Source organism: Suipraeoptans intestinalis, from assembly GCF_009696485.1.
Lineage (GTDB): Bacteria > Bacillota > Clostridia > Lachnospirales > Lachnospiraceae > Suipraeoptans > Suipraeoptans intestinalis.
In genome coordinates, this window is sequence record NZ_VULY01000018.1 from 1,892,749 (window position 1) to 1,907,639 (window position 14,891).

General features: G+C 49.4%; 10 protein-coding genes. 7 read left to right on the forward strand and 3 right to left on the reverse strand.

The window, feature by feature from the left end:
* Window positions 1-262 precede the first annotated feature (262 nt).
* Window positions 263-4,861, forward strand: a complete 4,599-nt coding sequence (locus FYJ34_RS09515) for a Cna B-type domain-containing protein (protein WP_154478176.1) — start codon at window positions 263-265, stop codon at window positions 4,859-4,861.
* 275 nt (window positions 4,862-5,136) lie between these two features.
* On the opposite strand, the gene FYJ34_RS09520 is transcribed toward FYJ34_RS09515, so the two are convergent.
* Genes FYJ34_RS09520 through FYJ34_RS09530 form a run of 3 tightly spaced genes read right to left on the reverse strand, consistent with a single transcriptional unit; the run spans window position 5,137 to window position 6,986 of the window.
* Window positions 5,137-5,922: a hypothetical protein gene (locus FYJ34_RS09520; RefSeq protein ID WP_154478178.1), complete on the reverse strand. Its 786-nt coding sequence runs from the start codon at window positions 5,920-5,922 to the stop codon at window positions 5,137-5,139.
* On the reverse strand, window positions 5,916-6,617 hold the full coding sequence (locus FYJ34_RS09525) for an ABC transporter ATP-binding protein (protein ID WP_154478180.1): 702 nt from the start codon (window positions 6,615-6,617) through the stop codon (window positions 5,916-5,918). The genes FYJ34_RS09520 and FYJ34_RS09525 overlap by 7 nt, the downstream gene beginning before the upstream one ends.
* A gap of 3 nt (window positions 6,618-6,620) precedes the next feature.
* Window positions 6,621-6,986: a GntR family transcriptional regulator gene (locus FYJ34_RS09530; RefSeq protein WP_154478182.1), complete on the reverse strand. Its 366-nt coding sequence runs from the start codon at window positions 6,984-6,986 to the stop codon at window positions 6,621-6,623.
* A 254-nt stretch (window positions 6,987-7,240) separates the two neighbouring features.
* On the opposite strand from FYJ34_RS09530, the gene argS reads away from it, so the two are divergent.
* The 6 genes from argS to FYJ34_RS09560 all read left to right on the forward strand — a co-directional run bounded on the left by argS (window position 7,241) and on the right by FYJ34_RS09560 (window position 14,867).
* Window positions 7,241-9,001 (forward strand): arginine--tRNA ligase, encoded by a 1,761-nt coding sequence (gene argS / locus FYJ34_RS09535; RefSeq protein WP_154478184.1) that lies wholly within the window; start codon window positions 7,241-7,243, stop codon window positions 8,999-9,001.
* The gene (locus tag FYJ34_RS09540; protein ID WP_235899426.1) at window positions 9,002-10,174 is read left to right on the forward strand and encodes an alanyl-tRNA editing protein; all 1,173 of its coding nucleotides are present in this window, start codon (window positions 9,002-9,004) and stop codon (window positions 10,172-10,174) included.
* A gap of 140 nt (window positions 10,175-10,314) precedes the next feature.
* Window positions 10,315-11,634 (forward strand): S1C family serine protease, encoded by a 1,320-nt coding sequence (locus FYJ34_RS09545; protein WP_154478185.1) that lies wholly within the window; start codon window positions 10,315-10,317, stop codon window positions 11,632-11,634.
* A 363-nt stretch (window positions 11,635-11,997) separates the two neighbouring features.
* Entirely contained in the window at window positions 11,998-14,235 is a 2,238-nt protein-coding gene (locus tag FYJ34_RS09550; RefSeq protein ID WP_154478187.1) for a heavy metal translocating P-type ATPase, read from the forward strand.
* 8 nt (window positions 14,236-14,243) lie between these two features.
* Window positions 14,244-14,543 carry a metal-sensing transcriptional repressor gene (locus FYJ34_RS09555; protein WP_154478189.1) on the forward strand — a complete coding sequence of 100 codons (300 nt, stop codon included), beginning with the start codon at window positions 14,244-14,246 and terminating at the stop codon, window positions 14,541-14,543.
* A gap of 126 nt (window positions 14,544-14,669) precedes the next feature.
* Window positions 14,670-14,867, forward strand: coding sequence for a heavy-metal-associated domain-containing protein (locus tag FYJ34_RS09560; protein ID WP_154478190.1), 198 nt, complete (start codon window positions 14,670-14,672; stop codon window positions 14,865-14,867).
* Window positions 14,868-14,891 lie beyond the last annotated feature (24 nt).

The window sequence follows — 14,891 nt, forward strand, 5'->3', positions numbered from 1 at the left end:
AGAAAAGAAAGGATCCTTAAAAAATAAAGATCAAGAACTTGATTGAAAATTAGGAAACTTCTGGAATAATACGGAAATTTCATTTAATATATTTTACCTCTATGGTATGTTGACAATGGGAGGGGTGTGTGCTGGCTGACATTGGAAGAAGGGGCAGGACTGTGAAGACGGTCGAAAGCGAAAATGTGTCAGACATTCACCACAGATCACCGAACATGTCAATATGCGCCATGGATGAGACGTGGCGAAGAAGGAGGTAACAATGAAGAAAAGGATGCTGGCGATCCTATTGCTGGCTACATTGGTTCTGGGAAATATTGCAGGGAACATTTCTTATGCAGAGGGAAGTCCGGAACCGGAGGAAGCCGCCACGGAAGTGGAGGCACCGGCAAAAGAGGATCAAAAAGAAGAGGCGCCCAAGCAGTCGGAAACCGGGGAAGAAACGACTGCAGAAAGTGTGGAAGTAAAGCAGGAAGAAACGGTGCAGCCGAAGGTAGAAGCGGGGAACGCCGCCCAGGTGCAGACTTCTGCGCAGCCGGAGGCAGAACAGAAAGAACAGGCAGAAACAGAAAAGACAGAGTATAATAAAACAGAGATCAAAGGAACGAAGGAAGTGGGCGGCGTTACAGCTTATGTGACGGCTCCGGTCGGAAGCTTTGAGGAGGGAACCACTCTTCAGATCCGTGCTTTGGGGAAGGATCAGACCAGCAAGGTGGAGGCGCGGCTGGAAGAACAGGATGCCGTTGCATTTGATATTACCTTCCTTTCGCCAACAGGGGAAAAGGTACAGCCACGGGCAGGATATCCGGTGGATCTGCGGTTTTCTGTGTCGGATGACTCTAAGCTTGCAGGGCATGTAAAAGAGGGAAATGCTCTGCAGGTATATCATGTGGAAAACGGCGGCGCCATCGAAAAGATGGGAGGCGCCCAGGGAAAAGAAGTGTCGGTAAACGCGGAGCGGTTTTCTCCCTATGTGGTGGCAGCCGGAGGGCCAAGAAGAGCGCCGACGCCCAGTAGCGTGATCACCGCGATGAGTGTGTCAAGTGAAACCGGAGGGCCCATTGGAATTATTTCCAAATGGCAGAAGTTTCGCGTCAACGCCAAGTTTGCATTGCCGGATAATCAGGTGCACGCAAATGACACGACAGTGATTAAGCTGCCGGATACGTTGCAGTTTTCCAGCATGTCCGCCACCTTTGAGTTGCGGGACAGCAACAACAATCTGGTGGCAAATGCGGCTGTAAGTGAATCGGCCAAGACAGTGACGTTGACGTACACAGACTATGTAGATAGCCATTCTGGCATAACGGGAGAATTTTTCTTCTATGCCCGGGTGGATCATGCTCATATGCAGAACCCGGGAACGGTTACGGCGGACTTTATCGTCAATGGCAGTGTGATCCATGGAGGTTCTTTTGAATTTGAAGGAATACCGGATCCCATCCCCTTTAAAATGACCAAGGCAGGATGGCAGTCACCGGCAGATCCGGATCCGACTGTGTTATATTATCAGCTGCGGATTAATTCAGAAAAAAGAGTTTATGGAAATACAGTGATCAGTGATGTACTGGGGACTCCACAAACATCCTACGTAGAATCTTCCTTTGTTATAAGAAAGGGAACATGGAAGATGGACCAAAATAAAGATTGGCAGTTGGAGGGAGCGGATGTTACATCAAATTACACAATTCAATGGACTCCGGATAAAAAAGGATTCTCCATAAATCTGGGAAATGTAACGGAGCAGGATGGATTTACCATTGATTATAAAATTAAGTCTTCTTATACACCGGTAGACGGGGAACAGTTTGTCAATAACGCAACGATTGTAGGAAGTCAGACACAGCCACAGGATTATAAAGCAGTTTTGGTTTATACGGCGGCAGGTGGATTTGCAGAAGGCTACGTGTACAAGATCAAGGTACACAAGGAAAGTGAAGACGGAACACCGCTGGAAGGAGCGGAATTTAATGTGATCCGGCACGTCAACGGAGTGGTGGTGGGCACCATAAAGACCGGACCAAACGGAGACGGGGAGCTGGGACAGCTTTTGAAGGACAAATACCTTTTGGAAGAGACCAAAGCGCCGAACGGATACCAGAAATTAAAAGATCCCATTGAGATCAATCCCCAGGACTTTGGAAGTGATAAAACGGTTTTAAAAACGGTGACCAACAAGCCGGATACCATCGAGGTGTCTGCGCTGAAGACCTGGGACGGAGGGCCTAGCGAGGATCATACCGCAGTAACCTTCAAGCTGTATCGGAAGCTGCCGGGAGGTGTGAAAGAAGAAGTCACCAACGTATCTCCCACCACGACACAGATTTCACCGGGAGTGTTTGAATATGTGTGGAAGAACCTGCCAAAGACAGGGGCAGGCGGGGCCGTTTATGAGTATACCGTGGAAGAAGACGGAGTGACGGATGGAAAGGTGACCGTCAATGGTCATACTTACCTGGTGGACCAGCAGGGGACAAGCATCACCAATACCTATGAAATCCCAAAGACCAAGTTTACGGGAAAGAAGGTTTGGGAAGGCGGCGCAGATCCCAGACCGGTTATCAAACTTCAGCTGTACAGAAACAATGTACCGCAGGGAGCACCGGTGGAATTGCAAAACGGCGCTACAGAGTATACGTGGGAAAATCTTGACAAAACAGATGAAAACGGGAAACCCTACAATTACCGGGTAGATGAGGTGGAAGTACCGGAACATTACAAAAAGACCAACGTAAATGACTGTACAGTGAAAAACACCTATGAGAGTCCCAAAATAGAAGTAGAGGCAACCAAAATCTGGGTGGGTGGAAGCCAGCCGTATCCAACTATCTGGATGAAGCTTTATAGAGCGACGGAGAACGGAACGACAGAAGCGGTTCCTCAGGCAGAAATCAAAGAATTGCAAAATGGCACCACCACCGTAAAGTGGACGAACCTGGATAAGACAGACGCAAATGGAAAAGATTACCGCTATTTTGTAAGAGAGGTAGATGCTGACGGAAAAGACTGGACTCCCAAGGATTATGTCAAAACGGAAGATGGGCTGAGAGTTGTCAACACCAATATGGAAAAGGTGGAAATCCCGGTGACCAAGGTTTGGAAGAGCGTGGAAGGAGAAGAACTCCCGTCTGCCATTACCTATCGACTGTGGAGGGATGAGAAGGAGATCAACCACCATGTGGCAACGAAGGACAACTGGAATTATACCTTTACAACGGACAAAGACGGGAAGCCGCTGACCAAATATGACATTGTGGATGGACATCTGCACACATACCGGGTGACAGAGGATGCTGTACCGGGCTATGACACGCAGGCCGATGGGTATACCTTTACAAATACCCAGAAGGTGGTTGAAAGAGAAGTTCGTAAAGAGTGGGTCAATGAGACGGGAGAACCGGATCCCACAAGCGTTACGGCAGTACTGCTGAGAAATGGGACAGAGTACAAGACGGCTGTTTTAAATGCAGGAAACGGATGGTATCACAAATGGGAAAAACTGCCGGAGACAGACCCGTCCGGAACTCCTTATGTGTACACCATTGATGAAAAAGAAGTAAAAGGATACACAAAGAAGCTGAATCCACAAAATGGGCTGACGACGATCGTCAACCAGAAAGAACTCATCCAACTGGAGGTTACAAAGACCTGGAAGGATGAAAGTGGAGATCTGGATAAACCTGCAGAGATCACGGTGAATCTATACCGGAGCGATAAGCCGCAGGAAGTGTACAAGAGCATCGTATTAAGAAAAGAAAACAGTGAAAACGAGTGGAAGGGCGTGTTTGAAAAACTGCCGAAGTACGACCAGGATGGAAAAGAGTATCAGTACACGATAGATGAGGTGCCGGTGCCGGGCTACGAAAAAGTCATCCGGGGGTACAGCATTACCAATACAAGAATCCTGATCCAGATCCCGGTGTCTAAGACCTGGGTAATGAAAGAAGAAGTATATCCGTCCGAGATTGTTTATGTCTTGTTGCGGGATGGCAAAGAGATCAACGAATATACAGCCGCAGCCCCCAACTGGGATCATACCTTTGAGACAGACAAGGATGGGAAAAAGCTGCCGAAGATCAATCCGGCTACGGGAAAAGACTATAAATATGAGGTGCAGGAAAAACGGGTTCCCGGATTTGATACGGAAATAGACGGATACGCGGTAACGAATAAGCAGATCCTGACGGAAAAAACCGTGAAAAAGATATGGGAAAACGGGAAAAAGCCGGATGTGAAGCTGGAACTGTGGAGAAAAGGAACGGCAGCAGACGGTTCTGAAATCGATGAGAAGGTGGACGAAGTACTTCTCACCAAAACGAAGCTGACACATACCTTCACGGAGTTGGTAAAATTTGATCCATCCGGAAAAGAGTATGAGTACTATGCAAAAGAGCCGGATGTGCCGCAGTATTACGAAAAGGCAGAAAATGGACTGGAAATCACCAACAAGTTCGTAAGTCCCAAGATCAAGATCAAAGTGACAAAAGTATGGGCAGGCGGACCGGATATCCATCCGACCATTCGATTCCAGCTGTATCGGAACGGAGAAGCCTTTGGAGAAGCAGTGGAACTGAAAAACGGTATGCTGGAATATGAGTGGACGGACTGCCTGCAGTTCGACGATAATGGAAATGAGTATGAGTACACGGTAAAAGAAGAACCGGTAAAAGGCTATACGTCCACCATCGATGCCAGTGATAAGCATAATATCGTGGTAAAGAATACCTATATCCCCAAGCTCAAGAAAAAGAAACATACACCAAAGACAGGGGACGGAGCCTTCCCGGTTTTGCCGATCATGGGAATGCTTGCAGCAGGTACTGTTTTCCTGGTACAGAAAAGGAAACGCAGGACACAGTAATGTGAAAGACAGAATGAACAAAAACGATTGATAGAAACAGGCAACCCCAATCAAGGGCAGGTACACGCCGCATGCGGCGTGTACCTGCCCTTAAAAGTTGGAGTGATAGCCCAACATATTTTGTCCTGTAAGCCAAAAGTTGAAGGAAAAAGGAAGGATTTCGTGTTTGATATGGAAACTTCCTCTATAGATGGATAGATGGGAAACGGAATATGAAAATCCCCGGCGCCGTTATGAAAATCCATAACGGCGCCGGGGAAATCCCTTTACAGATATTAGGGCAGATCCGCTTTTTTTACCAGGATCAGATGTGAGACAATATAGAAGATCACACCTAAGATAAAGGTAAAGAGGGTGCTGACCAGCACAATGTGCGCAAGAGATTGAGGATTATAAAGATACATCAGGGCGCCGGACGACTGGCTTGCCGAGAAGGTGGCTACCGCAGCTGCTACAAAGGACAGCAGGGAAAGAACCGTAGAAATAGAAAAATAAGCGACTACGGAACCAAGGATGCGGTGGCGGGTAAACAACTGCCCGATCATAACGGAAACATAGACCATGCAAACAGAGGTAAAGCACTGCAAAGCGATCACAACGAGAGATGACAGCACAAGCTGCAGCAGTCCAAAATCGGCAGGAAGTCCCAGACCGGTCATAATCCGTACTTTGTTTTCAAGCAGTGCATTCCAGACTTCCGGCATGGAAATTGTGATGCACAGGGAAACGATGATAAGCAGGAGGTTGGCAATGGCCCAAACGGTACCGGTAATGGTCTTGGAGAGCAGGTGCGTTCCCCGGGAAACCGGAAGCGTCCGTGTCAGATATCCTTCATCGGAAAACAGGTTCTTGTAAAAATGAACGGCGATGGTGATATAGGTGGCAAATGAAACTCCGATCAGGAAGAGAATGTAGAGGATCAGAAAGAGTGAAAAGATCACATTCTCATACAAGGGCAGAAATATCCGGACAGCCACAGCAAAAAGAAGCAGAAATCCGTGCATAATCAGCAGGAACCGATTTAATGCCTTAAAATCATGTTTGATTAATTTTCCTAACATTTGAACACCTCCCGAAACAAACTGTCTACAGACTTACCCTGCTGTGTTCGGATATCATCCACAGCAGAATTCAAAACGATCTGCCCCGCTTTTAAGAACAGGACCCGGTCCAGAATATTTTCCACATCCTGGATCAGATGAGTGGATAAAAGAACGGTGGCATTTTCATTGTAGTTGCCGATGATCGTTTTTAAAATATAATCTCTGGCGGCAGGATCGACGCCGCCAATGGGCTCGTCCAGTACATAGAGCTGTGCGTTCCTGCTCATGGTCAGAATCAGATGCAGCTTCTCCTTGGTACCCTTTGACAGGGATTTGATGCGGGCCTTCAGATCGATGTTCAAATCCTCCAGCATATGGATGGCGCGGTCGCGCTGGAAATCTTCATAAAAATCTTCAAAATAAGTCAAAGCCTGAGAAATCTGCCAGGAATCATTAAGAGAAAACCTGTCGGGCAGATAAGAAACAATTCCCTTCGTCTCTGCACCGGGGATCTGTCCGCCGATCAGGACGCTTCCGGAGGAAGGAGAAAGGATATCGTTGACCAGCTTGATCAGCGTGGTCTTACCGCTTCCGTTGGGACCTAACAGGCCGACGATCTGCCCTCTTTCCAGGGTCAGGTTGACGTTGTTTAGTGCAATGTGGTTGGAAGAATAGACCTTAGTCAAACCAATGCATTCTAAAATGGGATTCATGTGTTAAGCCTCCTTTGCTGCTGACTGAATGAGTTGAAGAATCTCTTCCCGGGAAAGCCCCAGAAGAGTCATACGTTCCATAAATTCCTGAACATGCTGCGCTGCCAGTTGTGTTTTGAGTTGTGTAAGCATCTGTTCATCCTCCGTAATAAATCTTCCGCTGGTTCGTTTTGAGTAGACCAGCCCAAGTCTCTCCAGCTCGGAAAATGCTTTCTGCATCGTATTGGGATTGACGGCAGCCTCCAAGGCCAGTTCTCTGACGGAGGGGAGCCGGTCTCCACAGGTATAGATACCGGATACGATATCCTGCTGGATGCGTTCCATCAGCTGCAGGTAGAGAGGACGGTCATTGTCCAGCTTCCAAGCCATAAGTATTCACCTCCAGATTGATTGTGTTATTTGATTAATACAATCGAATAATAATACAAAAAGCATGGGAAGTCAATAGGGTTTTGAAAAATAAAAAAAGAAGGAGCGTCGGACTTTCGGCGGAAGCGGAAGAGCCGGAAGACTTTCGGTTTCTAAAGAAAGGAGGTTCTCATACTACGCAACGTGTGGTAAAATAGCTGGCAGAGAAAGAAGAGATCTCCGGCAGCAAAGGAGATCTCTATAAGGAGGAAAACATGAAAAAGATCAGGGAATATATGGAAGAAGAAATCCGGCAGGCCTTTTTGGAGGCGGGGTATGAGGCGGAGTACGGAAAGGTGACGCTGTCCAACCGGCCGGATCTGTGCGAATATCAGTGTAACGGGGCCATGGCGGGAGCGAAGGCATTCCGGAAAGCGCCCATCAAGATCGCGCAGGAAGTGGCGGAAAGATTAAAAGACAGCCGGTGGCTAAAGGAAGTTTCCGTGGCTCCTCCGGGATTCCTGAACCTGACCCTGAAAGAGGAAAGCCTGGCGGAATATCTTGGCCGGATGCAAAGAGAAGATCTGGGGCTGACCCAGGTAGAAGAACCGCAGACGATCCTGGTGGATTACGGCGGACCCAATGTAGCCAAGCCTCTGCATGTAGGGCATCTTCGGTCTGCCATCATCGGGGAAAGCGTGAAGCGGATGAGCCGTAAAATGGGACACCGCGTTCTGGGCGATATCCACCTGGGAGACTGGGGATATCAGATGGGACTGATCATTACCGAGCTGAAGCAAAGACAGCCGCAGCTTCCGTATTTTCAGGAAGGAGCCGACGACTTTCCGGAGGAAGCGCCGTTTACCATAGGAGAACTGGAGGAGATCTATCCCACTGCAAGCCAGAAAGCGAAGGAGGATGAAGCCTACAGGGAAGAAGCGCTGGAAGCGACAAAACAGCTGCAATACGGACACAAAGGGTATCTTGCCATCTGGCAGCATATTATGAAGGTGTCCACTGCCGACCTGAAGAAAAACTACGATCGACTGAAGGTCAGCTTCGATCTGTGGAGAGGAGAATCTGACGCGCAGAAAGATATTCCGGATATGGTCAGCTGGCTGAAAAAAGAGGGGCTGGCGCATATGGATCAGGGAGCGCTGGTGATCGATGTGGCAGAGGATACAGATACCAAGGAGGTACCGCCCTGTATGATCCAGAAGTCAGACGGGGCCTCTTTGTACGGAACCACAGACCTGGCCACCCTGATCCAAAGAGAAAGAGAATTTCAGCCGGATCAGGTAGTATATGTGGTAGATAAAAGACAGGAACTGCATTTTGTCCAGGTGTTTAGGGCAGCCAAAAAAACGGGAATCGTCGGGGAGGATACAAAGCTGTCCTTCCTTGGGTTCGGCACAATGAACGGCAAAGACGGGAAGCCCTTCAAGACCAGGGAAGGCGGAGTGATGCGTCTGGAATACTTGATTCAGGAGATCGCCGATAACATGTATGAGAAGATCAGCGCAAACCGTACCGTCAGCGAAGAAGAAGGAAGAGAAACGGCGAAGCTGGTGGGTCTGGCAGCCATCAAATACGGAGATCTTTCCAACCAGGCTTCTAAAGACTACATTTTTGACGTGGACCGCTTCACTTCTTTTGAAGGGAACACGGGGCCGTATATTCTCTACACCATCGTTCGGATCAAATCCATCCTGGCTCGTTATGAAGAGGCCGGAGGAAACCTGGATCAGCCGGTGATCCTGCCGCCTGCGGGAGACAGTGAAAAAGAGCTGATGCTGCAGGCTGCCAGGTACAGCGAGGTGATGGAAGGGGCGGCACAGGAATTGGCGCCTCACAAGATCTGTGCGTATATTTTTGAATTGTCCAACAGCTTTAATCGATTCTACCATGATACCAGGATCCTGGGAGAGGAGGATGCGGCAAAGAAAGAAAGCTATATCGGTCTGCTTTGCCTGACCAGACAGATCCTGGAAGAATGTATCGATGTGCTGGGCTTTGAAGCGCCGGAGAGAATGTAAATGATGGAAAAGACCAAACGATTATTTGAGACAGATCCTTATCTGAAAACATTTTCGGCCAAAGTGGTGTCCTGCCGCCGGGAAGAGGAAGGCTGGTTTCTGGCGTTGGATCAGACTGCCTTTTTTCCGGAAGGAGGAGGGCAGTACGGAGATATCGGCTGGATCGACGAGGCAGAGGTGGAGGACACCCAGGAAAACGACGGAGTGATCTGGCATAGGGTGTCGGCCCCTGTTCCGGTGGGGAAGGAAGTGGAGGGCCGGCTGGATTTTGAAAAAAGGTTTGACCGGATGCAGCAGCATACAGGAGAACATATTTTTTCGGGACTGGTTCACCGCCATTTTGGTTATCCCAATGTAGGATTCCACCTGGGAGAGAAGATCTGCACCATGGATTTTCCGGGAGAGATCACCTGGGAGGAGATCGAAACGCTGGAAGAGGAAGCCAATGAAGCGATCTTTCGAAACCTTCCGGTTTCTGCCGTCCATGTGGATCACCGGGAGGCGCAGCAGATTTCCTTTCGCAGTAAGATAGAGATAGAAGGCCGGATCAGGATTGTCACGGTGGAAGGATATGATGTCTGTGCCTGCTGTGCCCCGCATGTAGCCAGGACGGGGGACATCGGCCTTTTAAAGATCATAGACAGGGTATCTTACAAAGGGGGCGTCCGGCTGACTGTCGTCTGTGGCAGGAGGGCTCTGCTGGACTATAGAGGGAAAGACCGGGAGACGAAAAGGATCTCCGCACTGCTCAGCGCCAAAGGAGAAGAGATTTCCCAGGCAGTTCAAAGGAAGAAAGAGGAACTGGAGGAATGCAGAGAAGTCGTCCGCCGTCTGGAGCAGACGCTGCTGGAGCAGAAGGCAAAGGAGATTTTTGGTGAAGCGGAAGACAAACAGATGGTTTTGGCGGTAGTGGAAGGACTTTCCAAGGAGCAGCCCCGCGGACTGATGAACCTGATCCTGCAGGAGGGGGCGACGTGCTGCGGCGTGTTTCACTTTACGAAGCAGGGAAGCTGTCAATATGTGATAGGAAGCCGGATGCTGGATGTACGTCCGCTGAATCTGTGCCTCCTTCAGGAGCTACAGGGAAAAGGCGGAGGAAAAAAAGAAATGGTACAGGGAAGCCTGACCGCTTCCCCGGAAGAGATCCGGGCATTTTGGAAAAGAAAGACATAGGAGGAACACGGAAGGGAAAGTTAACGGTTTTCTCATAGATTTTACACAGAATAAACACAATTGCGGGATAGACTTTCTTCATAACAATTGATTCCGCCTGAAAGAAGGGCAGGAACCGGCAGAAGAAAGGAGTCTTGTATATGGATCAGGAATATACTTATCATACAGAAGAGGAACAGAAAAAGGCGGAGACGGATGTTTTGGAACCTGCAGAAACGGCATCCGGTGCGAGAGATGCAGAAGGCGGTGCAGCAGGGCAGAAGGAAGCGCCTGTAGGAGGCAAGAAAAAGAAAGTGCCGAGATGGGTGAAGATCTGTTGTCTGGGAATGGCGTTTGGCCTTGTGACCGGAACGACGTTCCAGGTGGCGAACTTTGCAACAGGTAAGATCTTGGGGACGACAGGAACCGTAAAGCAGGCAAAGACCACGGGAACCGTCTCCAATACGACCCTGACGACGTCCAAGGGAAGCGTGACAAGCTCGGACATTGCAGAGATCACCAAAAGTGCCATGCCGTCTGTGGTATCCATTACGAATCTCACCGTGCAGCAGGTGCAAGACTTTTTCGGAGGCGTCAGAGAACAGAAAAGCACTGCTGTGGGATCGGGGATCATTATCGGGCAGAATGAGAAGGAACTGCTGATCGTGACAAACAACCACGTGATCGAAGGCAGCGGTAATCTGACGGTATCTTTTATTGATGAAGAAAGCGTGGAGGCAAATATAAAAGGGACAGACGCCAACAGAGACCTGGCGGTACTGGCGGTGGATCTTTCTCAGATCAAAAGCTCCACCATGGATCAGATCGCAGTAGCGACCCTGGGAGATTCTTCCAAGCTACAGGTAGGAGAGACTACCATCGCCATTGGAAATGCGCTGGGGTACGGACAGTCTGTTACCACCGGTATCGTATCTGCCTTAAACAGGGAGCTAGAAGGCTTTGACGGAAAATTGATCCAGACGGATGCGGCCATCAATCCGGGAAACAGCGGAGGGGCGTTGTTGAACGCCAAGGGAGAAGTCATTGGGATCAATACCATTAAGGTGGCGACGGATCAGGTAGAAGGGATGGGATATGCGATTCCGATATCTGACGCCCAGGATATTATCACCAACCTGATGAATCAGGAAACCAAGACGAAGGTCACCGCATCGGAGAGAGGATATCTGGGGATCCAGGGAGTGGATGTCAATGAGGAAAGCGCCAAAATGTACAATATCCCCACAGGAGTCTACGTATCCGAAGTGATAAGCGGAAGCGGAGCAGAAAAAGCGGGTCTGGAAAAAGGCATGATCATTACCAAGCTGGAAGGATCCTCTGTTTCCAATATGCAGACACTGAAGGAACAGTTGCAGTATTACAAAGCCGGCGATACGGTGAAGGTGACTGTCAGTGTACAGGGAAAAGACGGAGGCTATGGGGAGAAAGAAGTGTCTGTTACACTGACAGAGCAGAATTAGAGACCTGTTGGAGATAATTGAAAGTAGTGGCGGAAACGGAAAAGACAGATAATAAAAGGCACGCCGGATGTAGCGCCATAGAAGAGAATATAACGGGAGTATATAACGGACACAGCGGAAGATTCCGCAGTGTCCGTTTTTGGCAGAAAGTGCTGAAGCGTAGAAAGGATTTTTCAAACCGGCAGACAGCCGCCAAAGCTTACGAAAACCGGGGAAAGGCTGGTTGTCTGCCACTGTGGGAGGGATCCCGGACTTTTGCCGTTGTAGAGGAAATTTGCAGCTCATGCCTCCTGCTTGACAAATGGGTAGAGAGATGCTTTAATAAACATATACCCTATGGGGGTATAAGAAAGGAGGAGGCTTATGACCACAAAACAATACAAAATAGCAGGAATGAGCTGTGCAGCCTGCTCGGCAGCGGTAGAGAAGGTGACAGGAAAGCTGAAAGGTGTTTCTGCAAGCAGCGTCAATCTGACCACAGGGATCTTGACCATTACTTTTGATGAAAAAGAAGTGGGAGAGGAGGCGATTAAAAGCAAGGTAATCCGTGCAGGATTTGGAATAGAGGAAAAAGAAGAGGAAACGAGGCAGGAAACAAAACTACGCAGGGAAAAGGAAGAGAAAAAGCAGACGGCAATGAAACGGACTGTGTGGACAAACATCCTGCTGTCACTCCCTCTTCTGTACCTGTCTATGGGACATATGCTGCCGGTGCCGCTTCCTCTTCCGGATATAGTATCGATGGAAAAACACCCCCTGTACTTTGCGGCGGCGCAGTGGATCCTGACAACGATCATTCTGATCAACGGCAGAAGATTCTATGTGTCCGGACTGAAAAAGCTGTTTCGCGGGATCCCCAACATGGACTCGCTGGTAGCCGTCGGAACGGGAAGTGCATACCTGTACAGCCTGGTGATGATGTGGAACATCCAAAGAGGAGGAGACCATGTACACCATCTGTATTTTGAGTCGGCGGCTATTGTGGTGACACTGGTTATGCTTGGGAAATACCTGGAAGAAAGAAGCAAGGGAAAGACGTCGGATGCCATCCAAAAATTAGTGAAACTGACGCCGGACCGGACGATCCTGGTAAAGGAAGGGCAGCAGACGGAAGTTCTGATCGAAGAGATCCGCCCGGGAGACAGGATCTTGATCCGCCCGGGAGACCGAATCCCTCTGGACGGAGAAGTGATCGAAGGGGTTACCAGTGTAGACGAGTCTATGCTGACAGGAGAAAGCATTCCCGTAGAAAAAGAAGCGGGAAGTAAAGTAACCGGAGGCAGCATGAATTATCAGGGAGCCATTACGGTACGGGTGGAAAAAACAGGAGAAGATACCACACTGGCAAAGATCATACGTCTGATGGAGGAGGCTCAGGGAAAAAAGGCCCCCATTTCCAAACTGGCGGATAAGGCGGCAGGCTATTTTGTTCCGGCTGTCATGGTCATTGCCCTGACAGCAGCGGTTATCTGGGCGCTGCTGGGCTATGAACGCTCCTTTGTACTCAATGTATTTGTGTCTGTACTGGTGATCGCCTGCCCCTGCGCTCTGGGGCTTGCAACTCCGACGGCCATCATGGTAGGCACCGGACTGGGAGCGGGCAACGGGATTTTGATTAAAAGTGGAGAAGCGTTGGAAACCGCTCACAGGGCAGATACGGTGGTACTGGATAAGACCGGAACGATCACCAGAGGAACTCCGCAGGTTACAGGGATCCTGCCGTCGGACAAGGCGGAAGAGGTGCTGGCTCTGGCGGCTTCCTGTGAACGATCCTCGGAGCATCCTCTGGGAAGAGCCATTGTAGAACGGGCGAAAGAAAAAGGATTAGAATTTTTTGAGACGGAAGAGTTTACCAGTATAACAGGAAAGGGAATTGGGGCAAAGATCCGGGGGAAAGCGTATCTCCTTGGAAACGGGAAGCTGTTGAAAGAGGCGGGAATTTTTCCGGGAGATTATGAAGAAACCGCCAAAGAAGCGGCAAGCAGGGGAGAAACTCCCATGTATCTGGTAGAGGAAGGACAGGTAAAAGGGCTGATCCTGGTAGCGGATACCATCTGGGACACCAGCCGGGAAGCGATCCGGAAACTGAAGGAGATGGGACTGCAGACGGTCATGTTGACGGGAGACACGCAGCTGACAGCAGAATACATCGGCAGACAGGTGGAGATAGACCGGGTGATCGCAGAAGTTTTGCCCCAGGATAAAGCAAGTGTTGTGGAAGAGTTGCAAAAGAAAGGCCGTCGGGTTATTATGGTAGGAGACGGCGTCAATGATGCCCCGGCTCTGGTACAGGCAGATGTGGGGATCGCGATGGGAAAAGGAAGCGATATCGCCATCGACTCAGGCGATGTGGTATTGATGAAGCAGGATCTGCGGGGAGTGGAAAAAGCCATCCGGTTAAGCCATGCGACCATTGCCAATATCAAACAAAACTTGTTCTGGGCATTTTTCTATAATGTATGCGGCATTCCACTGGCAGCAGGAGTGTTCTACGGCTGGAATCATGTATTGCTAAGTCCAGTTTTTGCAGGACTTGCCATGTCGTTCAGCTCTGTTACGGTGGTGGGAAACGCCCTTAGGTTAAGACGTCTGAAACTCTAGGAGGGACTATGACAGAAAAGGAATGTTGTGTCAGGAAAAAAGTGCGTGAGCAGTCGGAGCATCAGGATATGATCACCAGACTGAACCGCATTGAAGGACAGGTAAGAGGAATCCGCAAGATGGTGGAGGAAGACCGGTACTGCGTGGACATACTGACCCAGGTAATGGCGATCCAGGCAGCGCTGAACAGCTTTAATAAACAGCTTCTGGTCAGCCATATCCACACCTGCGTGGTAGACGATATGAAGGCGGGGAAGGAAGAAGCGGTGGACGAGCTGTGCGCCACCATCCAAAAGCTGATGAAGTAGCAAAGAGATGCCAAAGAACAGACACGTAGGGCGGACGGGAGGAAGCGGGCGCTTTCCAGGGGGAAGACAGCAGATTTCCGGACGATAACGAGAATCCGGAGGTTTCCGGAAGAATGGAGGAAGATCATGTCGGTCATTGATGTGAAGGATATGCACTGTGAAAAATGCGTGGAAAGGATCACGGGACTCTTAACAGAAGAAGGACTTGGGTTTGAAGTGGATCTAAAGGAAAGGACCGTGACGGTGGACGGAGATTCCAAGGAAGTCAATACGGCAATAGAAGCGCTGGAGGATCTCGGCTTTTCACCAAAGCTTCGATTTTAAAAAGGCAGGAGAGCAGTCTGCCGG

Excerpts from the sequence above, each read along its gene's own strand:
- FYJ34_RS09525 (WP_154478180.1), bottom strand. The coding sequence starts at position 6,617 with ATGAATCCCATTTTAGAATGCATTGGTTTGACTAAGGTCTATTCTTCC.
- FYJ34_RS09520 (WP_154478178.1), bottom strand. The coding sequence starts at position 5,922 with ATGTTAGGAAAATTAATCAAACATGATTTTAAGGCATTAAATCGGTTC.
- FYJ34_RS09560 (WP_154478190.1), top strand. The coding sequence starts at position 14,670 with ATGTCGGTCATTGATGTGAAGGATATGCACTGTGAAAAATGCGTGGAA.
- FYJ34_RS09545 (WP_154478185.1), top strand. The coding sequence starts at position 10,315 with ATGGATCAGGAATATACTTATCATACAGAAGAGGAACAGAAAAAGGCG.
- FYJ34_RS09540 (WP_235899426.1), top strand. The coding sequence starts at position 9,002 with ATGATGGAAAAGACCAAACGATTATTTGAGACAGATCCTTATCTGAAA.
- FYJ34_RS09555 (WP_154478189.1), top strand. The coding sequence starts at position 14,244 with ATGACAGAAAAGGAATGTTGTGTCAGGAAAAAAGTGCGTGAGCAGTCG.
- FYJ34_RS09530 (WP_154478182.1), bottom strand. The coding sequence starts at position 6,986 with ATGGCTTGGAAGCTGGACAATGACCGTCCTCTCTACCTGCAGCTGATG.
- FYJ34_RS09515 (WP_154478176.1), top strand. The coding sequence starts at position 263 with ATGAAGAAAAGGATGCTGGCGATCCTATTGCTGGCTACATTGGTTCTG.
- FYJ34_RS09550 (WP_154478187.1), top strand. The coding sequence starts at position 11,998 with ATGACCACAAAACAATACAAAATAGCAGGAATGAGCTGTGCAGCCTGC.
- argS (WP_154478184.1), top strand. The coding sequence starts at position 7,241 with ATGAAAAAGATCAGGGAATATATGGAAGAAGAAATCCGGCAGGCCTTT.